Raw genomic sequence first — 24,478 nt, 5'->3', positions numbered from 1 at the left:
CGCTGGTCCGCGACCGGCATCGCTCCGCTCAGCCGGTCGACGTGTACCTGCCGATGCGCGCGGAACGCCGTAGCGCTACCCGTCGCTCAGTCCAGGAGTTCTTCCAGGAACACGGCGGGTAGCGTCACGTCCTCGAGCTGATCGGGCGTGGCGTGCATCTCGGTGCGCAGCACGCGCAGGATGCCGACCACACCCGGTCCTGCGTCCAGCAGCGGACGGGTCCAACCCAATTCGGCGCAGGTGGCGGCGGCGGGGAGCAGCAGGCCCGCGGCCTCGCCGACCCAGCCGGAGGCGGCGAGGCATTCGGCGAGCAGCAGGGCGGTGTCCAATTCCGCACGGGGACGGTCCTGTTCGAGCATCCGGCCGTGCAGGGCGCGGGCGCGGCGCACGGCGGTGTCGTCCGAGTGCATGACCTTGCGCGCGAGCAGGCCGCGAATACCGGCGATCTCCTCGGCTTCGGCGGTGAGCGCGGCGGAGCCGATCAAGCGGTGATGTACGACGCCGGGCGCTTCCGCCTGCCCGTCGCCGCCGCCCTCGACGGGCAGGCCGAGGCGCAGCCGTTCGGCGCGAATGTGCGCCGCCAGCCGGACCAACCGCTGCTCGGCGGCCACGCGGGCGCCCTCGTCCAGCCGGGCCGCCGCCGTGGCGAGATCGCCGCGCACCGCCTTCACCCTGGCGCCGGTGACGAACGTCGAGATCAGGAAGTCGACCGGGCCGACCCGAGTGACCAGCTGGTGGCTTTCGTCCAGTAGCCGGTCGGCGGTGTCGAGATCGCCTCGGCGATAGTTCAATTCGCCGAGCAGCGCCGAGGCCACCCGCACCGCGTCGGTACGCGGGCCCGAGCGGAGCCTGGCCGTCTCCCACGCCTGCTGGAAACATTGGGTGGCCGTGGCGATATCGAGCTGCTCGTAGGCCGCCGCGCCCTGCACGCACAGACCGAACACCGCGCCGAGCGGATCCTTCGAGACGGCGTGGTACGCGGCCGCCCACTCCTGGGTCGATCGGGTGCCGTCGAAGTCGAACTCGCACAGCCGCACGAACGAGATCAGGTTCGCCGCGGTGGACACCGTCCATGCGGGCAGCTCGTCGGCATGATCCAGGCATCCCTCGATCCGCTCCAGCACGCCCTCGGTGTGGTCCCGCGCGACCTGGTCGGCGGCGGACAGCACCGTGGCCTCCCACCGCTGCTGGACTACGTCGGCGTCGCCCGACGAGTCGCGGGCCAGCATGTTCGACAGCCTGCCGAGCGCACTGCGCGCCGCGCTCGACTGCTGCAGATTCACGTTCGCCCTTGCCACCGCCATCAACAGCTTCGATCGCGAAGCCACCTGCTGCACCGGCAGTTTGGACACCGTGCCGAGCAGGGTGGCCAGCCGGGAGGCGTCGATCAGATCCATGCCGCCGCCCTCGAGCAGGTCGAGCGCCATCTTCAGATCCGCCGCGGCCAGCGCGTGGTCCACCGACTTGCGCAGCAGCTGATGTTCGGCGTACCAGCGGGAGGCCTTGCGGTGCAGCGACTTCAGCTTGCCGGGTTGGGTCCGCTCCAGCCGCGCCCGCAGGTGCTCGGCGAACAGCGGCTGCATCCGGTACCACTCCGGATCGTGCTCGATGCGCCGCAGGAACAGCTCGCGTTGCTCGGCTTGGGCCAGCAGCAGCTCGGCTTCGCTGTCGTCGGACAGCGCGGCGGCCAGCGGAGCCGAGACGCGCTCGGTCACCGAGATCGCGGTGAGGAAGTCCAGCATTCTCGGTTCGAGCGCGTCGAGCACGTTCTCCGCGAGATATTCGCGGATGCCGTGACTGCCCTCCGACAGCGTTGCGATCAACTGGTCGGCGTCGACGTTGCCGCGCAGCGAGAGGCTGATCAGCTGGATGGCGGCCGGCCAGCCATCGGTCGTCTCGTGGATCTGCTCCAGCTGCGCCTCGGTGAGCGCGAAACCGTTGCGCTCCACCAGGATCTGCTTCGTCTCGGCCATGGTCAGCCGCAGCGCCGCCGAGCCGATCTCGACCAGTTCGTCGTGCACCCGCATCCGACTGGTCGGCAGGCCGGACTGTTCCCTGCTGGTCACCACGAAGCGCAGGTGATGGCAGCCGTTGTCGAGCAGCGACTCCATCACGCGATGCGTGCCTGGATCGCTGACCCGATGCCAATCGTCGACCACCACCACGATGGTCTCCTCGCCCGCGTGAATCTCGTTGATGAGGGTCGTGATGACGAAGGCGACCGCATCGCCCGCGCGTTCCTCCAGCACTCGGTCGAGACCGGCGCCGATGTCGGGACGCACCCGGTGGATGGCCTGGATGAGGTGGGCGAGGAACCAGATCTCGTTGTCGTCGTCTTGGTCGACGCCGATCCACGCGACCGGCACACCGCCGCTCGCCAGCTCCGCGCGCCACTGGGCGGCCACCATGCTCTTGCCGAACCCGGCGGGGGCATGGATCATCGCGAGCCTGCGACGGCCGCCGCCACGCAGAATATCCAGCAGGCGGGGTCGCGGCACCGGTTCGAGAACCGGAGTGGGCGGGTGGAACTTCGTCGCGGCCGTCGGCGGCATGGTGGCCGACCCGCTCGGATGCCGCGACACGGCGGGACGCAGCGTCAGCGGCCAGCTGCGCCGCGTGACCGCGTGGCGGGTGCGCGTGGACGGTTGTGCTTCCACGGGGTGCTCGCCATCGTGTTCCTCGAGCGACTCGATGGTGTCGAGCAACGCCATCTCGTCGGGCAGCTGTTCGTGCTCCCGCTGCACCGTGCGCAGCAGCATGCCGAATTCGAACGCCGACCCGGGCCGATCGGCCGGGTCGGGCGCCATGGCCCGCTCGATCGCGTCGGCCACATCGGGCGGGATGTCCTGTTCGCGCAGATCCGGCACCGGCTGGGTGGTGATCCGCAGGAACTGCGCCACCACCTTCTCCCCCGCCTGCCTCTCGAAGGCGGCGTGGCCGGTGAGCAGCGCGAACAGCGTCGCGCCGAGACCGTAGATGTCGGAGCGGACGGTCGGCTCCTCGCCCTTGAGCACTTCCGGCGCGGTGAACGCGGGCGAGCCGGTGATCATGCTGCTCGAGGTGCGGAAGCCGCCGGGGATCCTGGCGATGCCGAAATCGGTGAGCTGCGGCTCGCCGTAGCCGCTGAGCAGCACGTTGGCTGGCTTGACGTCGCGATGCAGGATCTGCGCCCGGTGCGCGCTCTCGATCGCGCCCGCAAGCTTCACCCCGGCGCGCAGCGAATCGGCCCAGGTGAGCGGGCCGCGTTCGCGGATGAGCTGTTCCAGCGAGCCGTGCGTGCAGTACGGCATCACGATGATCGGCATCCCGCTGGCGGTGACGTCGACCTGCAGGATGTCGACGATGTTCGGGTGGCCGGAGAGCCTGCCCATGGCCTGTTCCTCGCGCAGGAAGCGCTCGCGGCTCTCGACGTCGATCTCGGAGGAGAGCACCTTCACCGCGACGACCCGTTCCAGCGCGGTCTGCAGGCAGCGGTACACCACGCCGAATCCGCCCCGGCCGATCTCGACGGCGCCGGACAGCCCCATGACCTCGAGCTCATCGGCGATGGCGATCGGCTCGGTGCGCTGGGTGTCCGTGCCGCGTCGAGTCTCCCCGACGCGCTGCGTTTCCGCGGCGCGCGGGTCCACCCCGCGCTGGGCGTTCGAATCAGCCTGGGACGCGCCGGGACTCACCTTGCCCGAACCCGCCTGTGGATTCACGTGACCACCTCGAATTCACATCGAATCGGCGTCACCGGCGATCGTGGAACATGCCGACGTCGGGCACCGTCGACCACCCGGTGCCCGAATCGTCTGCGCATACTCCAACGTAGCGCGGTGTACGGCCGGTTGGGTGAAGATCTGCCGCAGTAGCCTCCCCACCCGCGACGGCCGCGCGATCAGCGCTCGGCGGCCGGCCTGGTATCGGGCGCGAACAGGAACGAGATCCGCTCCATGACGTTGCTGCGCTTGGTGTTGTGGAAGGCCGCGATCAGCCAGCGTCCGTCCTGCTCGACGAGGGTGTAGGTCTGGGTCTTGGTCAGCTCGTCGGCGCTCTTGCGTTCGCCCTTGTAGGTGTCGCCGCGGCTGGTGACCACCGCCGTGTCGGGACCGTAGAAACGGATGCCGAGGTAGGAATCGGCGAGCTTGGTGCCCTTCAGGAAACCATCGAACAGCGTGCGATGCGCTTCTACAAGATCGGCCTTGCCCTCGTAGTAGGTGCCGACGTAGGTGGTGTACGTGGCGTCCTCGGTGAAGACGCTGCCGAAGGCGTCGGCGTCACCCGCGGCCCACGCCTCGGTGAGCCGGTCGAGGACCGCGCAAATCTCCGCGACGGCCTCCGGCGTCGCGGCCGCACCGGACGGGACGACGTCCGCGCAGTCCGAGCTCCCAACATTGCGCACCTCGGTGGTCTTGTCCAGCCAGAGGTATCCGCCGCCGACGGCGAGCCCGAGGACGAGTGCCGACGCCGCGAGGACGCGGACCGCCTTGCGGCGACGCGGGTGCGCGGTGTTGGTTGCGGCCGAATCGATGGTGGTCATGACGTCCTCCGTGATAGATTTCTGCTTAGAAGCACTTTCTTCGTCGAAGATTTCTCTTCGTTGAGGAAGAGATTAAGGAATGGTGGTAATCGTGTCAACAGGGCGATCGAACGCAGCGCGATCGGACGTGGCGCAAACGGATCCACGGCGAGTGGATCCAGCGCGATCGGACCCGGGGCCATCGGAGCCAGGGCACTCAGAGGCGATGGCGCAATCGGAGGCGAGTGCGATCTATCGCCGTTACCTGAGCGCGCTCATGTTGCACGGACAAGCCGGAGCACGGGCGGTGGACCTGGGCGCCACCGACCTCTACGCGCTCAACGTCCTCGAACTCAGCGGCGCGATGACGCCGGGAGAACTCGGCGCGCGCACGGGTCTCACCACCGGACCGACCACCAGGCTGGTCGACCGGCTGGAGGAGGCCGGGTACGTGCGGCGGGTTCCGGTCCCCGGCGACCGGCGCAAGATCACCGTCGAACTGGTCGAAACGCCCGCCGAACTGAATCGCGTGCTGGCACCCGCCCGGCGGCGCATCGGCGAGATCATCGCCGGGTACCAGCCCGAGCAGCGCGAGCTGCTGTTCGACTACTTCCGCCGCGCCGCCGACGCGTATTTCGAAGCGACGGAAGAGCTTCGCGCCGACTGAGCTCAGCGCACCGCGAGCGCGATGAGCTGGGTGATCTGATTCGCGGCGAAGTTGTCGTCGCTCACCAGCACGAGCGTCCGCTCACCGGAGGGCAGCCGCGGCCCCCAGGTCATGCCCTCGAGGTTGTCGATATCCGTGACCCCGACATCGGCCAGGTCGACGAGCAGCCGTTTGGCGACCGGGCGTGCGTCGCCGATCGGAGCGTCGAGCACGTTGGTCGCGCCCGCGGTGTCGGCCTCGTAGATGCGGATCTTGTTGCCTACGCCCTCGACGTACGCGCGCTCCAGCACCAGGAACTTCGCCGGATCGAGCGGATCGGCGGCCAGAATCGAGGCGACGCCGTTGCCGCCGCGCCCCGGCTCCGGCCGCGACTCGGCGAACACCGGCTCCATCGGATACGCGTACTGCGCGAGCAAAGGTCCGAAGCGCGCCTGCACGGTGATACGGGATATCGCGCCCGAGGTCACCGTCGCGTCAGGCCCGTCCTGTAGCAACGGGCCCTCGACTGCCGTCACGAACAGCGCACCGCCCGCGGCGAAGGTCGCCGCCTCCAGCGCGGCGTTGCGGCGCGGCCCGGCGTCCGGCCGCATCCGCTCGTCGTCCGGGATCGGCAGTTCGGCGACGAACGTCCCGTCCGGCCGCGCGACGCGCACCGACGGGTCGGCGAGCACGCCGTCCGCGCGCTCGCCCTCCTGGGTCCAGAAGTAGTCGCCCGTCCACGGATCGACGCGAATCTCCTCGGGATCAACCGATTTCGAGGGGTAGACCGTGCCCGCGGCGGTGCGCAGCGGAAACGTGCCGGTGAAAGCCACCGGGCCGACGCCGTTCGCGTCGACCGTGAAGCGGGCGGTGTAACCGCGGGCCGCTGCGCGCTCCGAGCGGTCGTCGCTGATCAGTACGTACTCGCCTGTGCCAGGCCGATAGTCGATGCCGGACAGACCGCCGACCGTGGTGCCGTGAAAGTCCATCGCGTGCGGCAGGATCCGCTCGCCGAGCAGCCGCACGGCAGGTTCGGCGTGCGCCGCGGGCGCCGCGGTCAGCGCGACGACGCCGATCGCGAGGGCGAGCGGGAATCCGGTTCGTCTGCGCACTGCCACGCGCCACACCGTAGCGGCACTCGCGAACCGCGCGGTGAACGCAGTCGGAACACCGGCCCGAGACGACGGAAGCCCGCCACCGCGAAAAGCGGTGGCGGGCTTCGCCGTTGCGCGATTACCTACGCGGCGCGATTACTTGCGCAGCGAGGCGGGCACCTCGAAGCGGGCGCCGTACTTGGCCTTCAGCTCGTCGGCGCGAGCCACGAAGGCCTCCTGGCCGCCCGGGTAGCCGACGATGAACTGGTGCACACCACCGGTCCAGGCCGGGTAGCCGATGCCGAAGATCGAGCCGATGTTGGCGTCGGCGGTGGTCTCGAGCACACCCTCGTCGAAGCACTTCTGGGTCTCGATGGCCTCGATGAACAGCATGCGGTCGATCAGGTCCTGGATCGGCACGTTGAAGTCGGTGACCGACTTGAAGTGCTCGCGCAGGCCCGGCCACAGGCCGGTCCGCTTGCCGTTCTCGTCGTACTCGTAGAAGCCGGCCTTCTCCAGGCGACCCGGACGACCCTCGTTCACCAGGTACTCGATGACGTCGATGGCCGGGTGCCGGGTCTTGCCCATGGCGGCGTCACCGCGAGCGATGGCCTCTTCGGTCTCCTTGGCGATCTTCAGCATGAGCTTCATGTTCAGCTCGTCCGACAGCTGCAGCGGCGCGGCCGGGTAGCCCGCCTGCGAGCCCGCCTGCTCGATGGTCGAGGGGTCGATGCCCTCGCCGAGCATGGCGATCGCCTCGTTGACGAAGGTGCCGATCACGCGCGAGGTGAAGAAGCCGCGGCTGTCGTTGACGACGATCGGGGTCTTCTTGATGGCGAGGGTGTAGTCGAACACCCGGGCCAGCGCCTCGGGCGAGGTCTTCTCACCCTTGATGATCTCCACCAGCGGCATCTTGTCGACCGGCGAGAAGAAGTGGATGCCGATGAAGTCCTCCTGGCGCTTCACGCCGGTCGCGAGACCGGTGATCGGCAGGGTGGAGGTGTTCGAGCCGAGCAGCGCGTCCGGGGTGACGATGTCCTCGATCTCCTGGAACACCTTGTGCTTGAGCTCGGTGTTCTCGAAGACGGCCTCGATCACGAAGTCGACGCCGTCGAAGTCCTTGGGATCGGCGGACGGCTTGATCCGGTCGAGCAGCGCCTTGGACTTCTCCTCGGTGGTCTTGCCGCGGGAGAGGGCCTTGGCCTCGATCTTCTCGGAGTAGTTCTTGCCGCGCTCGGCCGCCTCGATGGTGACGTCCTTCAGCACGACCTCGTAGCCCGCCTTGGCGGAGACGTACGCGATGCCCGCGCCCATCATGCCCGCGCCGAGCACGCCGACCTTCTTGATCTCCTTCTTCGGCACGTCCTTCGGACGCGAGCCGCCGTTGTTGATCGACTGCAGGTCGAAGAAGAACGCCTGGATCATGTTCTTCGCGACCGGGCCGGTCAGCAGGTGGACGAAGTAGCGCGACTCGATCAGCGAGGCGTTGTCGATATCGACCTGCGCACCCTCGACCGCGGCCGCCATGATGGCGCGCGGCGCGGGCATGTTCGCGCCCTTGATCTGCTTGCGCAGGTTGGCCGGGAAGGCCGGGAGGTTGGCGGCGAAGGCCGGGGTCGACGGAGTGCCGCCCGGGATCTTGAAGCCCTTCTTGTCCCACGGCTGCACGCCGCCCTCGGGGTTGGCCTTGATCCACGCCTTGGCGGCGGGGACCAGCTCCTCGATCGAGCCGACGACCTCGTTGATCAGGCCGATCTCCTTGGCCTTGCCCGGGCGGTACTTCTGGCCCTGCAGCAGCACCTGCATGAGCGCACCCTGGAGGCCAAGCATGCGCACGGTGCGGGTAACACCGCCACCGGCGGGCAGCAGGCCCAGGCTGACCTCGGGCAGACCCAGCTGCACACCCGGCACGTCGGCCGCGATGCGGTAGTGGGTCGCGAGGGTGATCTCCAGGCCACCGCCGAGCGCGGCGCCGTTGATGGCGGCGACGACCGGCTTACCCAGCTGCTCGAGGCGGCGCAGCGCACCCTTGATGGTGCCCAGCTCGTCCATGAGGGCCTGGCCGTCTTCCGGGCCGACCTTCATCATGTTCTTCAGGTCGCCGCCCGCGAAGAAGGTCTTCTTCGCCGAGGTCAGCACCACACCGGTGATGCTGTCCTTCTCGGCTTCGAGTCGGTCGACGGTCGCGGTCATCGACTTCTTGTACAGCTCGTTCATCGTGTTGGCGCCCTGGTTCGGGTCGTCCATCGTCAGCACGACGATGCCGTCCGAATCCTGCTCCCAACCGATCATGTTGGTCTCGCTCACAGCTCTGTGTCTCCTTGAATTCTCAGCTGTCGGTTGGGGTCAGACCCGCTCGATGATGGTCGCGACGCCCATGCCGCCGCCGATGCACAGGGTGATCAGCGCGTAGCGGCCGTTGCGGCGCTCCAGCTCGTCGACCATGGTGCCGGTGATCATCGCGCCGGTGGCGCCCAGCGGGTGGCCCATCGCGATGGCGCCGCCGTTGACGTTCAGCTTCTCGTCCGGGATGTTCAGGTCCTTCTGGAACTTCAGCACCACGGAGGCGAACGCCTCGTTGATCTCGACCAGGTCGATGTCGTCGAGGGTCAGCCCCGCCTTGGCCAGCGCCTTGTTGGCGGCCGGGGTGGGACCGGTCAGCATGATGGTGGAGTCGGCGCCGCTGGTGGCGGTCGCGACGATGCGCGCACGCGGGGTCAGGCCCGAAGCCTTGCCTGCCTCCTCGGAGCCGATCAGCACCAGCGCGGCGCCGTCGACGATGCCCGAGCTGTTGCCGCCGTGGTGCACGTGGTTGATCTTCTCCACGAAGTGGAACTTCTGCAGCGCCACCGCGTCGAAGCCGCCCATCTCACCGATCATGGCGAAGGAGGGCTGCAGCTTGGCGAGGTCCTCGGAGGTGGTGCCGGGGCGCATGTGCTCGTCGCGGTCCAGCACGACGAGGCCGTTCTGGTCCCTGACCGGAACGATGGACTTGGCGAAGTAGCCGCCGGTGGTGGCCTTGGCCGCCAGGTCCTGCGAGCGCACCGCGTAGGCGTCGACGTCGTCGCGGCTGAAGCCCTCGATGGTGGCGATCAGGTCGGCGGAGACACCCTGCGGAACGAAGTACGAGTCGTAGTTGGTGGCCGGGTCGAGGGCCCATGCGCCACCGTCGGAGCCCATGGCGACGCGCGACATCGACTCGACGCCACCGGCGATGACCATGTCGTCGAAGCCGGAGCGCACCTTCTGGGCGGCGATGTTGACGGCCTCGAGGCCCGAGGCGCAGAAGCGGTTCAGCTGGACGCCGCCGACGGTGTCGGGCAGGCCCGCGACGGTCACCGCGGTGCGCGCGATGTCCATGCCCTGGTCACCGACCGGGCTGACGACACCGAGCACGACATCGGAGATGCGGTCCTCGTCGAGGTTGGGGAAGCGGTTGCGCAGCTCCTGGATCAGACCAACAGTCAGGTCGATCGGCTTGACCGAGTGCAGCGAACCGTTCTTCTTGCCGCGGCCGCGCGGAGTGCGGATGGCCTCGTAAATGTAGGCCTCTGTGGTCATATCGGAGTGTTTCCTTCCTTGGGGTGCGCCTGCACCGCGTTGTGCGGCACGGCCGCGGGTCACCTCGCCGACCGGCCATGAGACCGACCGTCCGTATTCAGTTTGCCGTGCTCACGAGGCCAAGGGTTGGTACGCAAGGTTCCGTCCCCGGGCCCGTCGCTCGCACCGCATAACGCTGTACAAAAGTCGGCGAGCACCAGCGGACGCACGTTCCGGACACGCCCGTACGCCTGGGCATACCATAGAACGCCGCCACACCGGAGCTCACGGCCACCCGTTCATACTACCGTCGTGTGCGAACTCCGGTTAACTTAACGTCCTCGAGGCGGTGGTTGTCAACCATCCAGCCGTGTGGCACCGAGCTCACTGCGGAGCAATTCCAGGGCGACCTCGTCGGGGTCGTGGCGGGCCTCCGGCGCCACCGGCTCGGCGGCTTCGGCCAGCATCTCCTGCTCCTCTTCCGGCGTCGACGGGCCCGGTACCCCGCCGGGGCCGGATCCGGCCGAACCGGCGAACGATTCGTACCCGCCCGGATCGGGCGGGGGGTAGTCGCCGGGGCCCGGGTCGTCGGGTAGGTCGGGATAGTCGGGCGGCGGGATGTCGTCGTCGCCGGACCGCGTGGGCGGAGCGGGCCGCTGCCCGCGAGCAGGCGCGTCGCCCGCCGCGTTCGCCCTGGCCTGACTCGGTCGCGAGAACCGAGGCGGGCCCGCCTCGCGGCCGCCCTGATTGCCCGCGCCGCGCCCGGCGCCACCCGAACCCGCGCCCCGCGCACCCTTCGCCTGCTGGGCTGGGGGACGCGGGGTCGCGCCACCGGCTTCCCAGCGGATCTCGTGGTCGCTCCCGAGCACGGCTCGCACCGCCGCGCGCACGGCGTCGACATTGCGCGCCTCCGACAGCCGCTGCGCCAGCGGCGCGTGCTGGTGCGCGAACACGATGACCGTGCCGTCGACCCGCGCCACCGACGCGCCGGACAGCAGCGCCTGCACGGTCGGACCGAACTCTCTGACCTTGGCCCTGATCTCCGCCCACGCCCCCTCGACGGCCCGCAACAGATCCGCGCCCTGCGCGCCCGCGGGCTCGCCGGGCAACGCCGCCGCCATCGATTCCGAGAACTCGGCGGGCCGTTCGGCCGCCGTCGAGCCGCCGCGACGGCCCGCGGCCGATTCCCCGGCCGCTTGCTCCGAAGGCGGCCTTGGATCGGAAACCGATTGTGCCGCTTGATATCCCGTGCGATCGTCCGGTTCACGGCGAGCGTTGTCGTCGGCCGGACCGGTCGTCGCCCGCGAGAACTCGGCACGTTCGGTCGGACGGCTCGTACCGGCCGAGTCACTCGACGCGGGCTCACCCGCCGCGCTTCCCCTGCCGACGGGCCCGAGCCCCACGGGTCGCTCTGACGCTCGAGCCGACGCGGCTTCGGCATCGGGTGCGACGGACCGATCCGGTCGCGCAAGAGCGGCCGACCCGTCCGGAGCACTGGACCGACCATCGGCTCGGTAACCCGGCACCTCGGCGGCCCGCGACTCGGCTTCGGCGCGGGGACCGGGATCGCGAGTCGAAGATTCGAGCGGGGCCTCAGCGTTCTGCGCCGCCGCCGTCCGCCCCACATGACCTTCGGTCACCGCGGACTCGGAAGCGCCCGGCCCGGCAACGCGCCCGCCAGCGACCGAGTCAGCACCCGGTCCGGCGTCACCAACACCCCTCCCAACAGCAAAGTCGGCACTTGGCTCCGCGCCACCAACCCGCCCCCCAACAGCAAAGTCAGCGCTCGGATGCGCGGCAGCACCATGCTCGGCAGCGCCCAGGTCACCGCTCGATCGATCGGAGCCAGCCCGCCCGGTAGCGGCCGCCGCGTTCACACCCTCATGCTGGTCGTCCGGGGGCGCAGCCGGGGCGACGGCATCGGAGCCCTGCGGACCGCCGACAGATGCGTCCACCTGCCCACCGGCGGGCGATTCGGCGAGATCTCGGCCCGTCCGCTCGACGGAAGCGCTTCCCACCGAGCCGCTTTCGACACCGCTCTGGCCCGCATCCGTACCCCGCGACTTGCTCTCACGCAGCGCGGCGAGCGCCTCCGCGCCCCGGCGACGTGAGGGCTCACCGGGTACGCGGGCTGGAGCGTGCCCGGCGCTCGGGCCCGTTTCAGCGGCGGGAGCCGGCGCGATCGCACCGCCCGCGAAGCCGCGTTCGAGACGTTCCAGGCGCTGCAGCGCGGCGGATTCGGTGTCGGAGACCGAGGGCAGCAGCATGCGCGCGCAGACGACCTCGAGCAGCAACCGCGGCGCGGTCGCGCCCCGCATCTCGCCGAGGCCCTCGTGCAGCAGTTCGGCGTAGCGGGTCAGGCTGGCGGGGCCGATGCGCTGCGCTTGGTCGCGCATGCGGTCGAGCACGTCGCCCGGTCCCGAGACCAGGCCGCGGTCGGCGGCGTCGGGCACCGCGCGCAACAGGATCAGATCGCGGAAGCGCTCCAGCAGGTCGACGGCGAAACGGCGCGGGTCGTGCCCAGCCTCCATGACGCTGTCCACGGTGCCGAACAGTGCCGCGCCGTCGTCGGCGGCCAGCGCCTCCACCGCGTCGTCGATGAGCGCGACATCGGTGACGCCGAGCAGCGCGACCGCGCGGTTGTAGGTGACGCCCTCCGGCCCCGCGCCCGCGAGCAGCTGGTCGAGCACGCTGAGGCTGTCGCGCGGGGAACCGCCACCCGCGCGAATCACCAACGGATACACCGCTTCCTCGACCGGAACGTTTTCCTGTTCGCAGATCTTGCCGAGCAGGCCGCGCATCGTCGCGGGCGGCAGCAGCCGGAACGGGTAGTGGTGGGTGCGCGAGCGGATGGTCGGCAGCACCTTGTCCGGCTCGGTGGTGGCGAAGATGAAGATCAGGTGGGCGGGCGGCTCCTCGACGATCTTGAGCAGCGCGTTGAAGCCCGCGGTGGTGACCATGTGCGCCTCGTCGACGATGAAGACGCGGTACCGGGATTCAGCGGGCGCGTAGAAGGCGCGGTCGCGCAGCTCGCGGGTGTCGTCGACGCCGCCGTGGCTCGCGGCGTCGAGTTCGATGACGTCGAGATTGCCCGGTCCGCCAGGACCGAGCGCGACGCAGGACGGGCAGACGCCGCACGGCCGCGATGTCGGGCCCTGCACGCAGTTGAGTGAGCGCGCGAGGATGCGCGCCGACGAGGTCTTGCCGCAGCCGCGCGGACCGGAGAACAGATAGGCATGACTGATCCGTCCGGTGTCCAGGGCGGTGCTCAGCGGGTCGGTGACGTGCTCCTGACCCACCACCTCAGCGAACGTTGCCGGTCGGTACTTCCGGTACAGAGCCACGGCCAGAGGTTACCGGCGACCACTGACAAAGCGGTCGGCGACCGGAGCTAACACCAACGGGCCGTTGCCCCACTCAGGGTGTGTCACAAAATCTCCTTCTGATGTGATGTATATCACATGATTCTGGAAGACTTCTTCCAGCACTTCGTTCCTCTCACAAACAGGCAACGCGCCAGCAATCGTGTATCAACCGGTTATCCAAAACCGGACGAACCAGTCCGTTCGGCTTCCCGCCAGCGGCAATACCGACTCACGCCCCGGTTATGGCCCTCTTTACCGATGTAACGAATAAGTCAATCCGGGTGACAGCTACCCGGCCCGCTGGCTACCGTGGCTGTTGGCAACTTCGGTAGCCAAACCTTCATCAGGTTGGTGACCCCGGCCGGTCCCTCATCCCGGCCGGGGCACAACCTGAATATCTTTCGGCCCCGTGCGACATCGCCGAACTCCCCACCGCGTATATCGGAGGACCGTTCTACGTGCCGTCGTGTGAGGACATCGCCGCCGCCTGGCTCTCCCATACCGACTTCGCGGGCGATCGAGCCGCCGTCGGACTGCTCAGCCGCGCCATCAGCCCCCAGGAATTCGCGCTCAAACGCGATTCGCTGCCGGTAACCGCCGCCGCTGATCCCGCCACCGCCTCGGCCATTCTGGAGCTGCTCGAACGCGGCCAGGTGCCGACCATGGCCGCAATACGCACCCTCACCGCGCAGAACGAGATGCGTCGCGAGGCCGAACGCATCGAACGGCTCGGCCGCCGCGCCCAGCGCAGCATCGACGACTTCGGCCGGGTCCTCGCCCGTCTCGCACACGAGCACTGGATGACGCACGGCGTCGGTCCGATCCGCCGCGACATCCTCTCCTCCGAACCGGTGACGGCGCTGCTCGAGGAACGCATCGGCGTCATCGCACCCAACGCGGTCAAACACCTGTGGCTGATCGAGCGCGCCCAGCGAGCGGGCTGGATCGCGTCCAACGCGAATCCGCAGTCCCTCTGCGCGGCAAGGCGTTTCCACGCCGCCAAATACGGCAACCGGGTCTCGCTGCGGCCGGTCAACGCCATCGGAACGCTGGTCGCCGGACATCTCGCCGCCCATCTCGACGAGCACGGCCGTCCGCCGCGCTGGTCGAGCATCGCGCACGACCTGCGCGACGACCGCGGCCGCCGCGTCTTCCACGACACCGCCGACGCGCGAGCGCAGGAGCTGTGGCTCACCACCGCCGAGTGGGTCGTCGTCGAGGACGATCTGCTGATCCCCGGTCGGCGCGGCCGGCGCGCGTTGACGCGCAAGAACCGCAGCTGAGTGATTTCCCGGCCACTGCTTTTCGCCCCTCGACATCGATGAGTTAACAGCGTTACGCTAACCGCGTTAACTCATGGAGGGGAGCCGCGATGCTCTATCGGATCGCACGGACGACCACGCGATACCCGCGCGTCATCCTGATCACCGCGCTGGCCTTGGTAGTCGGGTGCGGACTCTTCGGCGCCACCGCGGCCGCGCACCTGAAGTCCGGCGGATTCGTCTCGAACGATGCCGAATCATCGCAGGTCAACCGGATCCTCTCGGAGAATTTCGGCGGGGCATCGCCCAACTTCGTCCTGCTGGTGAGCGCCGAGGACGGCGTCGACAGTCCCGCCGCGCGCGCCACCGGCCTCCGGCTCGTCGACGCACTGCGCGCCCGCCCCGACGTGACCGCCGTGCAGTCCTACTGGACCACCCCGCTGCCCTTCTCGACCGCCTTGCGCAGCAATGACGGCGGGTCGAGCGCGCTGATCGCCGCCTTCCTCGAAGGCGACGAAACCGAGGTCCAGAAGATCGCGGGCGAACTCACCGACCGGCTCACCGGCGCCAGCGACGGCATAACCGTGCGCCAGGGCGGCATCGCCGCGATCTATCACGACGTCAACGAGCAGACCACCCGCGACCTGGCCATCGCCGAGGGCATCGCGGTACCGCTGTCGATGATCGTGCTCATCCTGGTGTTCGGCAGCCTGGTCGCGGCGTCGCTACCGCTGGCCGTCGGTCTGTTCGCGATCGCGGCGACTCTGGCCATCCTGCGGTTGTTCACGTTCGTCACCGACGTGTCCATCTACGCGCTGAACATGACGACCGCGCTCGGCCTGGCCCTGGCGATCGACTACAGCCTTTTCATCGTCAGCCGGTACCGCGAGGAACTGGGCAACGGCCTCGATCCGACGGCGGCCACCATCCGGGCCGTGCAGACCGCGGGACGCACGGTGCTGTTCTCCGCGCTCACCGTCGCGCTGTCGCTGGCCGCGCTGAGCGTGTTCAACCTGTACTTCCTGCGGTCCTTCGCCTACGCGGGCGTCGCGGTGGTCGCGGCGGCGGCCGCGGCGGCGATCGTGATCCTGCCCGCCGCGCTGGTGCTGCTCGGGTACCGCGTCAACGCGCTCGATCTGCGCGTCCCGCTGCGGCGGCTGTTCCGGCTCGCGCCGCCCGCCGGCCCGGTGCCGCCGGAGCAGTCCGGCTGGTACCGGCTGGTCACGGTGGTGATGCGGCACGCGGCGCCGATTGCCGTGGTGATCATCGCGCTGCTGCTCGTCCTCGGCGCGCCGTTCCTGTCGGTGAAATTCGGCTACCCCGACGACCGGGTGCTGCCCACCTCTTCGACAAGCAGGCAGGTCGGCGACGAGCTGCGCGCGAGCTTCCCGCAGGCCGATCCGGGCGCGAGCACCACGATCGTGCTGGACGGCTACACCGGCGATACCGCGGACGTCGGCGCCTACGCCGCCCAGCTCTCCCAGTTGCCGAGCGTGCCTGCCGTGCTGTCCAGCGCGGGAACCTTCGTGAACGGCGCGCGAGTGGGAGTGGCGCCGCCCGGTATGGCCAACGACACCGGGACCTACCTCACCGTCGTCAGTCACGTCGACCCCTTCTCCCCCGAAGGCGAACGTCAGCTGCGTGCGATCGAGGCGGTGCAGGCCCCCGCGCCCGCGCTGTACGGCGGGGCCGCCGCGGTCAACGCGGATTCGCTTGCCGCCCTGAATGATCGACTGCCCTTGGCGGCCATGTTGATCGTGCTGGCCACCTTGGTGGTGCTGTTCCTGTTCACCGGGAGCGTCGTGCTGCCGATCAAGGCATTGGCGCTCAACACCCTCTCGCTCGCGGCCGCCTTCGGCGCGATGGTGTGGGTGTTCCAGGAGGGGCACCTGTCGAACCTGCTCGGCTTCACCGCCGTCGGTTACATGGTGCCGACCATGCCGATCCTGATGTTCTGCCTGGCCTTCGGCTTGTCCATGGACTACGAGGTGTTCCTGCTCTCGCGGATCCGCGAGGAGTGGCTGCGCACGCACGACAACGACCGCGCCGTCGCCATCGGCGTTGCCCGCACCGGCCGGATCTTCACCGCCGCCGCGGTGCTGATGGCTATCGTGTTGGGCGCGATGATCACCTCGAACGTCTCGTTCATGCAGCTGATGGGTCTCGGCCTGACCCTGACCGTGCTGGTCGACGCGACGATCATCCGCGCCCTGCTCGCGCCCGCGTTGATGCGCCTGCTCGGGACGGCCAACTGGTGGGCGCCGAAACCCCTTGCCCGGCTGCACGATCGGATCGGCCTGGCCGAGGACGTCGAGCAGCACGCCATCACACCGGAACCGGAACACGCGGGACGGACATGACTCTTCCCCGTCGACCTCGATCACCGCGCGGTTCCGGCGCCCAACTGCGTACCGAGATACTCGCCGCCACAGCGGAATTGCTCGCGCGCACCGGACGGGCCGACGCGGTGTCGATCCGCGAGGTGAGCAAGCTGGTCGGGGTGAGCGCACCGTCCATCTACCGGCACTTCGCCGACAAGGAAGAGCTGATCGAGGCGGCGGTGGCCAAGGCGTTCGAGGATCTGGCCGAGGCCATGCGCGCGGCCGCCGACCCCGCGGTATCGCCGATGACCCGGCTCCGCGACCTGGGCTTGGCCTACGTGCGCTTCGCGCTGGAGCACCCGGAGCAGTACCGGCTGGCGACGGGGCCGACCGAGAGCGGCGGCGCGGTGGACCAGGTGCTCACGAGCGGCGCGTTCCAGCATTTCGCGGCGACGGTGCGCGAGTGCATGGCGGAGGGCTCGATCGCGCCGGGCGACCCGCTGCCCATCGTGCTCGACATGTGGACCGTCGCACACGGCATCGCCTCCCTGCTGATCGCCAAACCGCATCTGCCGTGGGGCGATCACGAGGAGATGGCGAATCGCATCATGTGCGCGGCCTGCCTCGGGCACACCGTGCTGAATGTGATCGGCGGCTCGCCGAGCCCCGACGAGCTCGACGCCTGGCTGGACGAAAACCTCCCGCAATGGCGGACGACCTCGTGAGCATTCGGTAACTTCTTCGCGACGCACGCGCGCGTAGAAGGAGTTACCCCATGCCACCGACCATCGATCCCGCGGCCACCGCCTGGCTGCTCGGCAGCACCGCCTTGGTGCTGCTGATGACACCCGGCCTGGCCATCTTCTACGGCGGCATGGTTCGTTCCACCGGCGTGCTCAACATGCTGATGATGAGCTTCATCGCCATCCCGCTCGTCACGGTGACCTGGCTGTTGTTCGGCTACAGCCTGGCCTTCGGGCCCGACGCGGGCGGCGGACTGATCGGCACGCTCGAGCACGTCGGTCTGGCGGGCATCGACCCGACCACGGTGCGCGGCACGGTGCCGGAACTGCTCTACGCCACCTTCCAGCTCACCTTCGCCATCCTGACCGCGGCGCTGGTCAGCGGCGCAATCGCCGACCGGGCCAAATTCTCCGGCTGGATGGTTTTCGTGCCGCTGTGGACGCTGGCCGTGTACGTGCCGATCGCGCACTGGGTGTGGGGACCGGACGGCTGGCTGGCGAAGTTCGGCGCGCTGGACTACGCGGGCGGCCTGGTGGTGGAGATCGCCTCCGGCGGCTCCGCGCTGGCGCTGGCGCTGGTGCTCGGCCCGCGCATCGGCTTCAAGGTGGACGCGATGCGACCGCACAACCTGCCGTTCGTGCTGCTCGGCGCGGGCCTGCTGTGGTTCGGCTGGTTCGGCTTCAACGCGGGCTCGGCGCTGAACGCCAACGGTCTCGCGGCGGCCGTGTTCCTGAACACCCTGGTCGCGGGCTGCCTCGGCATGCTCGGCTGGCTCGCGGTCGAGCGCGTACGCGACGGACACCCGACCACCTTCGGCGCCGCGTCCGGCGTCGTCGCCGGCCTGGTGGCGATCACTCCGTCCTGCGGTTACGTCGACACCATCGGCGCGGTCGTCGTCGGACTCGCAGCGGGCACGGTGTGTTCCTTCGCGGTCGGCTGGAAGTTCAAGGCCAATTACGACGACTCCCTCGACGTGGTCGGCGTGCACTTCGTCGGCGGCGTGGTCGGCACGGTGCTCATCGGCCTGCTCGCCAGTCAGGTGATGACCGGCGGCGTGGAAGGTCTGCTGTACGGCGGCGGGCTCACCCAGCTCGGCAAGCAGCTGCTCGGCGCGGTGGTGGTCGCGGCATACGCCTTCGGCGTCTCGTTCGCCCTCGGCAAGGGCATCGACCGGGTCATCGGCTTCCGGATCAGCAAGGAGGACGAGACCTCGGGCATCGACTTCGCGCTGCACGCGGAGACCGCGTACGCCGAAGGGGTGCACGGACATTCGCCGCGCGGACACTTCGGCATCGGCGGCGGACACACACCGCACGATCGGGACGCGGACTGAGCGACCGGCTAGCAGGTCCGGCGCCGCCGGGCCGGACCTCGTCGGTACAGCTCAGGACACCGCGTCGGCCGAGGCGGCCCAGGAATTGCATTTCTGGACGCGGTTGTTCCGGTAGCCGTACTCGTACCAGAGACCGTAGTTCTGCTTGGATCCGTGGTCGCGTGCGTCACCGGGGTTGTCGCCGCGGGTGTAGTTGTCCCGCACCGTGTTCTCGCCCTGCGCCCCGGAGACCGAGCCGACATAGGCGGACGAGCCGATGAACATCCCGCCGAAGCACTGCGCGCCCAACTCCAGGCGGCGCGACAACTCGAGGCCCCGCGCGCTGCGCGGCCCCGCGTTGTATCGCTCCTCGTGCGTTCTCTTCGAGATACCGGTGATCGCCTCGACATGGTGGCCGTACTCGTGCGCGAACACCATCAGGTAGATGACCCAGTTGTCGCCGTACAAGTTGGTCTGGATCTTGTCCAGCGGCATATAGATGGTGTTGTTCATCGAGCAGTAGAACGCCGCGTAGTTGCCGCCCGAGCTGGTGCACGGCGAGACCGCGTCGACGCCACGGGCCGGGACGCTGATGTTCGGCGGCGAGAACGGCAGCTTCTCGTAGTCGAGCAGCGCTTTCCACATCTGGCCGAGACACGTGGAAGCCGACTGGAAGAATGCCTGGGCCGCGGCCACATTCGGAGCCCAGCGCGAGAACGTGCACTGAATGTTGTTCAACCCCGTGTCCGCGTGTGTGAACAGCGGATGATCGCCGAGCTTCGCGACCGGTTGCGGCCCGGCTGGTCTGGTCGGCGTGGCCGAGGTGGTCCGGACCGGACTGCTCGCCGCGGTGGTCGGACGGGCCGCCGACGTGGTCGTCGCCGCGGACGACGAGGGAATCGTCGGCGTATAGGTGTAGCTCGGCGTGTACGCCGTTGTCCTGCGGTCGTTCTCGTTCTCGGTGCTCGCCACCGCGACCGCCGCGGCGAGCAGCGCGCCGACCATGAGGAAGATCCCGAGCACTCCGAAGACAGCGCCGGCTCCGCCGCCGCGCCGAGGCGGCGGATAGGGACGCCCGTAACCCGGTGGGCCGTAGGGCGGAACCGCATAGCCCGGCGGCGGCCCGTAGGGCGGGGGCGCGTGCCCTGGGTACGGGTAGCCCGGGGGCGGATATCCGGGCGGCGGCGCGTAACCCGGCGGCGGGCCGTACGGCGGCGGATAGTGCGGCTGGTGTCCGTAACCGTAAGGCGGCGTCGTCATCTCAGCTCACCCTGCCTGCCGATGCGGTGAAGGTGTTGCACTGGTTGGTGCGGTTCTTGTCCACGCCCTCTTCGAACCAGTCGCCGCTGTTCTCCGATGACCCGTGGTCGCGCGCGTCGGTCGGTCCATCGCCGCGGCCGTGCGCGTCCCGCCGCGCCACGCCGATCTGCGTGGTGGTGAGCGATCCGCCGTCCTCGGAGGAGCCGAGGAACATGCCATTGAAGCACTGCGCCTGCAACTCGATTCGCCGCGAGAGCTCCAGTCCGCGCTGGCTGCGCGTGCCCGCGTCCACCCGCTCGCTGTTGGCCTTGCGCAGAATCCCCGACACGGCCTGCACGTGGTGGCCGTACTCGTGCGCGAACACCGACAGGTAGACCACCCAGTTGTCCTTGAACAGTTCGGTCTGCAACTGGCTGATCGGCATGTAGATGGTCTTGTTCGCCGGGCAGTAGAACGCGGCGAAGTTGGTGGTGGTGCCGGTGCACGGCGTCGAGATGCCCGCGGTGGAGGCGCTGACGTTCAGCGTCGGCGGCGTGAACGGCAGATTCGCCTTCTGCAGCACCGGTTTCCACGCCGACTCCAGGCAGCCCGCCGCGGTCTCGAAGAACTTGCGCGCGGTCTCGACCTGCGTGCTCCACGGGGTGTAGTTGCAGTCGGCCGGGATCAGCGTCGCGTTCGGATCGGTGAGCAGCGGGTTGTTACCCGTCTCCGCGGGGCCCTGGGAGCCGTCGGGTGTGTAGGTGAAACTCGACGACGGCCCGGAGGCGCGGTCGTTGCGGTCGCTGCGAATCGCGGTGCGCACCAGCGCTCCGGCGACCAGGAACACCACGACCAGCAGCAACGAGACGATCTTGCTTCCGCCACCCTTGCGCGGCGGCTGCGGCGGACGGCCCGGCGGGCCGTATGGCATCGGAGGCGGCATCGGCGGGCGATACCCGGGCGGCTGACCGTAGCCGGGCGGCTGACCGTAGCCGGGCGGGGCCGAATAGCCCGGCGGCGGGGCGTATCCCGGACGCTGCGCGTATCCCGGCGGCGGCCCGTAGCCGGGCGGCGGCGGGTATCCGGGCGGGGGCCCGTAACCAGGACGCGGGCCGTAGCCGGGCGGCGGAACAGGGTGTCCACCAGGTGGAACCGGTCCATAACCGTACGGTGGTTGGGTCACTCCCCCGTACCCCCTCGCCTCTGGTGATCGTCGACAGCCGCTGACGAAGAATAGCAACCTGTCTAGAGTAGGCACTCATGCTGACATTTCGGGGGGCCGCCGCTGGCGCGCTGATTCTCGCCGCCGCGGGATTGGTGGCCACCGCGCCGGGTGCCCAGAGCGAACCGACGCCGGAGGGCGTGACCATCGTCGCCGATCTGAAGCTCAGCCGCGAGGGCGTGCTCGAAGTCGACGAGACGGTGACCGTGCCACCCGGCGGATCGTTCAAGATGTCACTGCCGCTGCGCCTTCAGTTGCGCGACGACGTGCAACGGCGCTTCGAGGTCACCGATATCGACGCGCAGGGCGCAGGCACCGCGACGGTCGCCAACGATCAGCTCACCATCGACGCCAAACCCGGTGAGTCCAGCTACAAGTACTCGATCCACAACACTGTCAGCGAAGCGCCCGGCACCCAGGTGTTCCACTGGCTCGGCGTGATGAATACCGACATCGCCTCCATCAGCGCGTCGGTGATCAGCCCGAGCTACGAAATGGCCATTCTGGACTGCAAACTCGGGCCGCCGGGCAACACGAGGCCGTGCGCCGACGTCCGTATCGAGTCCGACGGCGTGCTCTGGCTGGAGCAGACCGATCTGCACAAGGGCGACGCCATCGACCTGACTTTGCAGCTGCCGCCGGGCACCGTCCCCGCCAACGCCGACATCGATGACGAGAGCGCGCCAGGTCCGTTCTCGGTGACCACTCCGGTGCTGGCCGCCTTCGGCGTGCTGCTGCTCGCGCTGGCGGGCTTGGCCGTCTTCGTGTTGCGCGCGCGTCGCGAGAACGCCGCGGCGGGAACCGGTTCCGATACCGTCGACCCGCTGCTGCGCGACGGCAACCAGGTGCAGTTCACCTCGCCCGAGGGCATCCTGCCCGGTGAGGCGGGTCTGCTGCTCGACGAGCACGCGGACGCCATCGATATCGCCGCCACCGTGGTCGATTTCGCGGTGCGCCGCTACATCTGGGTGACGCCGATCAGCGACAGCGACTGGCGCATCAACCGGGTGAACGCCGCCGACGATCAGCTGCGCGACTACGAGAAGGCGGTGTACACGGCGCTGCTGCCCGAGGGAGCCGACTCGGTCACCGTCGGCGAATTGCGCGCGCCAGGACGGGTGCAGGCCGAGCAGATCCGCCGGGCGATGGTGGACGACGCGGTGCGGCGTGGCGCCTTCGCCGACCGGTCCCGCATCGGGCTGCCGGTCTGGGTGGGCGGCGCGCTCATCGTGGCCGGCATCGCCGCCACCGTGGGTCTGGCCGTCACCGCAGGCTCCGCGTTGGTCGGCGTCGCGATCCTGCTGGCCGGCGTGGCGACCGTGCTGATGCCCAAGTACCTACCGTTGCGCACCCAGGCGGGCCGCAAGCTGTCCTCCCAGGTGCGCGCCTTGCAGCGCGGCCTCGATGCCACTCGGCGCGAACAGATTCCGCCGACCGATCAAGAGACGGTGTTCTCCCGCGCGTTGCCGTTCACCGTCATCGGCGGCCGCGCCGACAACTGGATCCGCGCGTTCCGCGACCTGAATCCGGCCGCCGACGCCCAGCCGGGCCTCTACTGGTTCGGCAGCTTCGAACGCGACCAGAACCTGCACCGCTTCGCCGCCCACTTCCCGTTCTTCATCACGGCGCTCGAGGGTTTGTTCGCCGGTTCGTCGGCCCGCTGACCGAATACACGTCGAAAGGCCGGGTTCTCCGAGGAGGACCCGGCCTTTCGAGGTTTTCGAGTTCGGTGTCAGTCGGCGAACGTGGTGCGTCGCATGGCGGCGAGCGGATCGGCGTAGAGCGCGCTGAGCGAGGCCACCACGGCGGCGAATTCCTGGACCTTGCCGCCGAATCCGCTGAGGCGAATATCGGTCGGCGGGAGGGTGGAGCTCCGCCGGAACGACTCGGCGACGTGCGCGATGCCGGGCCGGTAGCCGGTGAACGCCTGCCCGCCGAGGATGACGCGATCCGGGTTCAGCATGTCGCGCACCAGCGCGACGGTGCTGCCGAGCATGACCGCCCGCTCCGCGAGCAGCTCGCGCGCCGGGACCGAACCGGCCGCGGCCGCCCGGTACAGGTCCGCGATGGTGGACCCCGCGGTCCCGTTGTACGCCGGGATGATTCCGCGCCCGACAGCCCGTGCGTGCAGCGCCCGGTCACCCACGGTGACCTCCAAGCAACCCCGCCTGCCGCAGGTGCACTCGACGTCGGAGCCGGTGGGCAGATGCGCGATCGAACCGGGACCGTTGCTCGGGGTGTGCACCCGGCCGTCGAGAGTGACCGCGATGCCCGCGGTTTCGCGCACGTAGAAGTACAGGCTGCTGCCGCGCTGCTGCCCCTCGGGCGGTTCCGCGGTCGGCAGCAGCAATTCGGAGCCCGCCATCGCCTCGACGTGCGGCGCCACCGAGACCGGCAGCTCCAGCACTTCACCCAGCACGGCGCCGATCTGAGCGCCCTTCCATTCCAGTTTGGGGTGATCGACCATGCCGGTCAGCGGGTCGACGCGGCCACCGATCGCGACGCCTGCCCACAGCGGTTTTCGCCGATGCCAGCGCTGCAGAAAGGCTTTCGCGCTGCGCGCCACGGTGGTGGTCGCGAATTCCTGGCCCGTCTGCGGGGTGGCGATCGCCAGCCCACCGAGAATCCGGCCGCGCAGGTCGGCGACCACGATCTTGGTCGCGGCGGCGCCGATGTGAATGCCGAGGGTCAGGTAGGTGTCGTAGTCGACCTCGAACGGCACCCGTGGGCGGCCCACCGCGCCCGACGTGGTCAGGTCCGGCCGCTCCCGCAACAGACCAGTGCTGAGCAGGGAAGACACCTGACGGTTGACCGTCGCGATGCTCAAACCCGTTGCGCGCGCGGCATTGTCGCGAGAAATCGGCCCGCCGGTGGCGGCGCGCAGCACGGCGGCCGCCGGATTGTCGGAGATGCGGAGTTCCGGCGCAACGACGGGACGCTGTACGCGGACACGACCGGTAGCAACCCGCGAAGCGGGACGTTCCAGGGTAGGGATCGACATATGAAGAGTCCTTGCTGAAGTCCCGTCGAACGGGACGTGCCTACACGAGCGGCGACGAGGCAGCGCGCACGCCGAAAGGGCGGCTCAGCTGCAACGACGGGAGCGACACAGCTCCCGCGTCAGCGGCAGCCGCAGGCCGAGCGCGGCGGTCACGTAGGTGACCCGCAAGGCGGAGCGGCTGCTGGAGGACATACAAAAAAAGGTAACACCGAATTCACCGGCGCACCAAGC

General features: G+C 69.2%; 15 protein-coding genes. 6 read left to right on the top strand and 9 right to left on the bottom strand.

What is annotated here, in order from left to right:
• Window positions 1–86: 86 nt before the first annotated feature.
• A complete protein-coding gene (locus AB0H50_RS10175; RefSeq protein WP_357449166.1) occupies window positions 87–3,701 on the bottom strand; it encodes a protein kinase in 3,615 nt (1,204 codons plus the stop codon).
• A 179-nt stretch (window positions 3,702–3,880) separates the two neighbouring features.
• Window positions 3,881–4,522, bottom strand: a complete 642-nt coding sequence (locus AB0H50_RS10170; RefSeq protein WP_357449164.1) for an SgcJ/EcaC family oxidoreductase — start codon at window positions 4,520–4,522, stop codon at window positions 3,881–3,883.
• Window positions 4,523–4,727: 205 nt separating this feature from the next.
• Here AB0H50_RS10170 and AB0H50_RS10165 point away from each other — a divergent pair, with 205 nt between their 5' ends.
• Window positions 4,728–5,168, top strand: a complete 441-nt coding sequence (locus AB0H50_RS10165) for a MarR family transcriptional regulator (RefSeq protein WP_357449162.1) — start codon at window positions 4,728–4,730, stop codon at window positions 5,166–5,168.
• A 2-nt stretch (window positions 5,169–5,170) separates the two neighbouring features.
• Here AB0H50_RS10165 and AB0H50_RS10160 read toward each other — a convergent pair whose 3' ends face one another.
• The 4 genes from AB0H50_RS10160 to AB0H50_RS10145 all read right to left on the bottom strand — a co-directional run bounded on the left by AB0H50_RS10160 (window position 5,171) and on the right by AB0H50_RS10145 (window position 13,125).
• Entirely contained in the window at window positions 5,171–6,265 is a 1,095-nt protein-coding gene (locus AB0H50_RS10160) for an esterase-like activity of phytase family protein (RefSeq protein ID WP_357449160.1), read from the bottom strand.
• A gap of 132 nt (window positions 6,266–6,397) precedes the next feature.
• A complete protein-coding gene (locus tag AB0H50_RS10155; protein ID WP_357449158.1) occupies window positions 6,398–8,548 on the bottom strand; it encodes a 3-hydroxyacyl-CoA dehydrogenase NAD-binding domain-containing protein in 2,151 nt (716 codons plus the stop codon).
• A 39-nt stretch (window positions 8,549–8,587) separates the two neighbouring features.
• Window positions 8,588–9,802 (bottom strand): acetyl-CoA C-acetyltransferase, encoded by a 1,215-nt coding sequence (locus tag AB0H50_RS10150; RefSeq protein WP_357449157.1) that lies wholly within the window; start codon window positions 9,800–9,802, stop codon window positions 8,588–8,590.
• A gap of 335 nt (window positions 9,803–10,137) precedes the next feature.
• Window positions 10,138–13,125 (bottom strand): DNA polymerase III subunit gamma and tau, encoded by a 2,988-nt coding sequence (locus AB0H50_RS10145; protein WP_357449155.1) that lies wholly within the window; start codon window positions 13,123–13,125, stop codon window positions 10,138–10,140.
• 479 nt (window positions 13,126–13,604) lie between these two features.
• Between AB0H50_RS10145 and AB0H50_RS10140 the strand changes: the two genes are divergently transcribed.
• The 4 genes from AB0H50_RS10140 to AB0H50_RS10125 all read left to right on the top strand — a co-directional run bounded on the left by AB0H50_RS10140 (window position 13,605) and on the right by AB0H50_RS10125 (window position 18,806).
• A complete protein-coding gene (locus AB0H50_RS10140) occupies window positions 13,605–14,429 on the top strand; it encodes a hypothetical protein (RefSeq protein ID WP_357449153.1) in 825 nt (274 codons plus the stop codon).
• A gap of 89 nt (window positions 14,430–14,518) precedes the next feature.
• On the top strand, window positions 14,519–16,768 hold the full coding sequence (locus tag AB0H50_RS10135) for an MMPL family transporter (RefSeq protein WP_357449151.1): 2,250 nt from the start codon (window positions 14,519–14,521) through the stop codon (window positions 16,766–16,768).
• Complete coding sequence (locus tag AB0H50_RS10130; protein ID WP_357449149.1) at window positions 16,765–17,454, top strand: TetR/AcrR family transcriptional regulator; 690 nt, start codon at window positions 16,765–16,767, stop codon at window positions 17,452–17,454. The genes AB0H50_RS10135 and AB0H50_RS10130 overlap by 4 nt, the downstream gene beginning before the upstream one ends.
• 50 nt (window positions 17,455–17,504) lie before the next feature.
• Window positions 17,505–18,806: an ammonium transporter gene (locus AB0H50_RS10125; protein ID WP_357449147.1), complete on the top strand. Its 1,302-nt coding sequence runs from the start codon at window positions 17,505–17,507 to the stop codon at window positions 18,804–18,806.
• Window positions 18,807–18,857: 51 nt separating this feature from the next.
• On the opposite strand, the gene AB0H50_RS10120 is transcribed toward AB0H50_RS10125, so the two are convergent.
• Both AB0H50_RS10120 and AB0H50_RS10115 read right to left on the bottom strand, forming a co-directional pair.
• Window positions 18,858–20,045, bottom strand: coding sequence for a neutral zinc metallopeptidase (locus tag AB0H50_RS10120; RefSeq protein WP_357449145.1), 1,188 nt, complete (start codon window positions 20,043–20,045; stop codon window positions 18,858–18,860).
• Between the two features lies 1 nt (window position 20,046).
• On the bottom strand, window positions 20,047–21,207 hold the full coding sequence (locus AB0H50_RS10115; protein WP_357449144.1) for a neutral zinc metallopeptidase: 1,161 nt from the start codon (window positions 21,205–21,207) through the stop codon (window positions 20,047–20,049).
• 77 nt (window positions 21,208–21,284) lie between these two features.
• On the opposite strand from AB0H50_RS10115, the gene AB0H50_RS10110 reads away from it, so the two are divergent.
• Complete coding sequence (locus tag AB0H50_RS10110; RefSeq protein ID WP_357449142.1) at window positions 21,285–22,910, top strand: DUF2207 domain-containing protein; 1,626 nt, start codon at window positions 21,285–21,287, stop codon at window positions 22,908–22,910.
• Between the two features lie 68 nt (window positions 22,911–22,978).
• On the opposite strand, the gene AB0H50_RS10105 is transcribed toward AB0H50_RS10110, so the two are convergent.
• Window positions 22,979–24,247: an ROK family protein gene (locus AB0H50_RS10105; RefSeq protein ID WP_357449140.1), complete on the bottom strand. Its 1,269-nt coding sequence runs from the start codon at window positions 24,245–24,247 to the stop codon at window positions 22,979–22,981.
• Between the last annotated feature and the right edge of the window lie 231 nt (window positions 24,248–24,478).

Origin of the sequence: Nocardia sp. NPDC050793, assembly GCF_040654065.1 — a bacterium.
Lineage (GTDB): Bacteria > Actinomycetota > Actinomycetes > Mycobacteriales > Mycobacteriaceae > Nocardia.
Note: the sequence above shows the minus strand (reverse complement) of the source record. Positions and strands in the feature narration are given on the sequence as shown.

Excerpts from the sequence above, each read along its gene's own strand:
- AB0H50_RS10170 (WP_357449164.1), bottom strand. The coding sequence starts at position 4,522 with ATGACCACCATCGATTCGGCCGCAACCAACACCGCGCACCCGCGTCGC.
- AB0H50_RS10165 (WP_357449162.1), top strand. The coding sequence starts at position 4,728 with ATGGCGCAATCGGAGGCGAGTGCGATCTATCGCCGTTACCTGAGCGCG.
- AB0H50_RS10150 (WP_357449157.1), bottom strand. The coding sequence starts at position 9,802 with ATGACCACAGAGGCCTACATTTACGAGGCCATCCGCACTCCGCGCGGC.
- AB0H50_RS10135 (WP_357449151.1), top strand. The coding sequence starts at position 14,519 with ATGCTCTATCGGATCGCACGGACGACCACGCGATACCCGCGCGTCATC.
- AB0H50_RS10130 (WP_357449149.1), top strand. The coding sequence starts at position 16,765 with ATGACTCTTCCCCGTCGACCTCGATCACCGCGCGGTTCCGGCGCCCAA.
- AB0H50_RS10125 (WP_357449147.1), top strand. The coding sequence starts at position 17,505 with ATGCCACCGACCATCGATCCCGCGGCCACCGCCTGGCTGCTCGGCAGC.
- AB0H50_RS10120 (WP_357449145.1), bottom strand. The coding sequence starts at position 20,045 with ATGACGACGCCGCCTTACGGTTACGGACACCAGCCGCACTATCCGCCG.
- AB0H50_RS10110 (WP_357449142.1), top strand. The coding sequence starts at position 21,285 with ATGCTGACATTTCGGGGGGCCGCCGCTGGCGCGCTGATTCTCGCCGCC.
- AB0H50_RS10105 (WP_357449140.1), bottom strand. The coding sequence starts at position 24,247 with ATGTCGATCCCTACCCTGGAACGTCCCGCTTCGCGGGTTGCTACCGGT.